Origin of the sequence: Longimicrobium sp. (assembly GCF_036554565.1) — a bacterium.
Taxonomy (GTDB): domain Bacteria; phylum Gemmatimonadota; class Gemmatimonadetes; order Longimicrobiales; family Longimicrobiaceae; genus Longimicrobium.
Map to the genome: position 1 here is coordinate 1 of NZ_DATBNB010000408.1, position 2,796 is coordinate 2,796.

Genomic DNA, 2,796 nt, shown 5'->3' on the forward strand with positions numbered 1-2,796 from the left:
CGTCGCCGCCGAAGGGCGAGCGGTAGGCGTAGGGGTCGGGTACGAACACGCCTGGCGCGCCCAGCTGCGATGAAAAGGGCGCGCGGAAGTCCTCGCGGCTGGAGACGGAGAGCGCGCGGTAGGTGAGGCCGTGGTAGCTGCCGTGGAACGCCAGCACGCGCGGCTTGCCCGTGGCCATCACCGCCGTCTTGAGCGCCGCCTCTACCGCTTCGGCGCCGGAGCTGGCCAGCACGCTGCGGGTCAGCCCACCCGGCGCCACCTCGGCCAGCGCGCGGAGCAGGTCTACCTTGATGGCCGGCGGATGGACGTCGCCCATCCCGTGCAGGAGCCGCCCGGCCTGGTCCTGGATCGCCCGCACGATGCGCGGATGGCCGTGCCCCGGCCCCGCCACCGCGAACGCGGACGTGAGGTCCACGTACACGTTGCCGTCCACGTCGCGCACGTTGGCGCCGCGGGCCTCGTCCCAGAACACGGGGAAATCCGGCGCGCGATAGGTGACGTTGGGCGATTCGTAGCGCGCCAGCTCGTCGGACAGGCGCAGCGAGGCCGGCCCCGGCGGCGGGACGGCGATGGACGGGAGTGCGGTTCCGGACAGCGGCTCGGGCACGTGGCTCGGCTTCGTGGTTGATCGTGGCGTCCGGGGGGAGTTTGCCGATGTGTGCATCCCACGGCAAGAACATCGTGCGCGGGAAGAAACGAGAACGGGCGCCGTGGATCACCACGGCGCCCGTTCGGCACTCCGGATCTAACCGCTCAGACGGCGGAACCGGCGGCGTTGGCGAGGGATTCGGTGGGGCGCCGGAGCTTCTGGGTGAGGTCGGCGATCAGGATTTCGGTGAACGCCAGCGGCACCAGGTGCCCCTCTTCGCCCGCCTCGTCCTGGTAGGTGCCGAACGCGGCCTGGTCGTACGTTTCCGGGAACCGGTCGCGCCCCCACGCATCCACCACCTCGCGGGGCAGGGTGCTGGCGACGCGCACCGTCAGGTCGCCGCCCTCGCCGTCCTCCATCGCCACGTGCGCGCCCAGGCTGTGGATGCCATCGCTGCGCACCGCGTCCGCCGCGGCGCGGCGCAGGATCAGCGTGGTCGCCACCTCGGTGTCGGGCGCCTCCCAGTCGGGGATCTCGTAGCGCACCACGAGGTCCGCGCGGTCGGCCTGGGGAAGCACGTACAGCTTGCTGTCTACCAGGTGCCGGGCGATGCTCTTGAGCACCTCGGCCTCGGTGTAGCCGCGCGACTTGGTGTCGCGGCGCAGCTTCCAGCGAAAGAGCAGGTCCGGCTCGGGGTACAGGAACACCGCCAGGTCGTACACGGACCGCAGCTCGTCGGTGGGAAAGCCCAGCAGCCCGCGGGCGAGCACCACTTCTTCGGGCTCCAGCGTGCGCATGGGGCCGAAGCTGCCGTCGGTGTGGTCGTAGCTGCGGTTGCGCACCGGCCGCCCGCGCCGCAGCAGCTGCAGGTGCTCCTGCATCAGCGCAAGGTTGTGCACCAGCGGGTTCAGCGGCGTCAGCCCCAGCTCCTGGCGCTCGGCGCGGCTGTACCGGTGGTAGTCGTCCAATTCCAGCGTCGACACGCGCGCCGGGCCAATGAGCTCGCGGACGCCGCGGGCCACCGTGCTCTTGCCGCTGCCCGAGTCGCCGACGATGCCCAGGACGAACGGAAGGTGCCGCGGCGCGTCGCCCTGGAGGTCAGACATGCTTTGCCGCGCGTGCGCGCGCCGTGTGTTTGCCGGCCATGAACGGATCTCCGGATCAAGACGGGGTGAACGGGTATACTAGCGCGCACCCGCCGTTCGGGAAATAGGAAGGCGATCGGGCGAAAGCGGCGCCGCACGAAATGGCCGCGTCAACGCTGGCATCCACGCCGATCACACTCGATCTACCCGCTTGGATGCGCCACGGTCCCCGAACGCTGCATCCGCCCCTCAGGATCGTTGCCAATCCCGCCCCGCCGCCGCATCGTCAAACCGACGCGCACTGACGCACCACCGCACTCACGCACAGCCCCCAATGTCCTACTGCGACGCCGCGCCGGGCCATCCTGTCCACGGCCCCTATCACGATCACGAATACGGCTTTCCGCTGGAGGGCGACGACGAACTGCTGGAGCGGCTGGCCCTGGAGATCAACCAGGCCGGCTTGTCGTGGCTGACGATCCTCAAGAAGCGAGATGCCTTCCGCGCAGCGTTCCACGGGTTCGACGTCGATCGCGTGGCATCGTACGGCGACGAGGATCGCGCGCGGCTGCTGGCGGACGCCGGCATCATCCGCAACCGGCTGAAGGTGGACGCCGTGATCGAGAACGCCCGCCGCATCCAGCAGCTTCGCGCGGAGTACGGCGGATTCGCGGAATGGCTGAACGCGTACCATCCACTGGAAAAGGCGGAGTGGGTGAAGCTGTTCAAGAAGACGTTCCGCTTTACGGGCGGCGAGATCGTGGGCGAGTTCCTGATGAGCACCGGCTACCTGCGCGGCGCGCACACGCCCGAGTGCCCGGTGTACGCGCGGGTGCTGGAGGCCGGGCCGGCGTGGGCGCGGGATGGGCTTGGAGGGGATTGAGGCTGGATTCGGTGCGTGCTGCGGGCGCCCCCCATCCCCAGCCCTTCCCCCGCAAACCCCGCGGGGGAAGGGAGCCAGCGTCGTGCGGGTCCACACTTCCGGCGTGCACCGCGGCCCTGTCATCCTGAGCCCCAGGCGCACCGCAGTCGCCCGTAAACCGTACTTCGCGGGGCGAAGGATCTAGTGTAGTGCCTCAAGAGTCGCACGCGCTTTCGTGACCTTCTCGAGGATGTGCTGGA

At 69.8% G+C, this 2,796-nt stretch carries 3 protein-coding genes; 1 reads left to right on the plus strand and 2 read right to left on the minus strand.

The features are described from left to right. The coding region (locus VIB55_RS11215; RefSeq protein ID WP_331876750.1) for an aminotransferase class III-fold pyridoxal phosphate-dependent enzyme at positions 1-607 on the minus strand (607 nt) is incomplete at its 3' end. Between the two features lie 146 nt (positions 608-753). Then, entirely contained in the window at positions 754-1,695 is a 942-nt protein-coding gene (locus VIB55_RS11220; RefSeq protein ID WP_331876751.1) for a hypothetical protein, read from the minus strand. Between the two features lie 313 nt (positions 1,696-2,008). Here VIB55_RS11220 and VIB55_RS11225 point away from each other — a divergent pair, with 313 nt between their 5' ends. Further along, complete coding sequence (locus tag VIB55_RS11225; RefSeq protein WP_331876752.1) at positions 2,009-2,557, plus strand: DNA-3-methyladenine glycosylase I; 549 nt, start codon at positions 2,009-2,011, stop codon at positions 2,555-2,557. Positions 2,558-2,796: the final 239 nt, after the last annotated feature.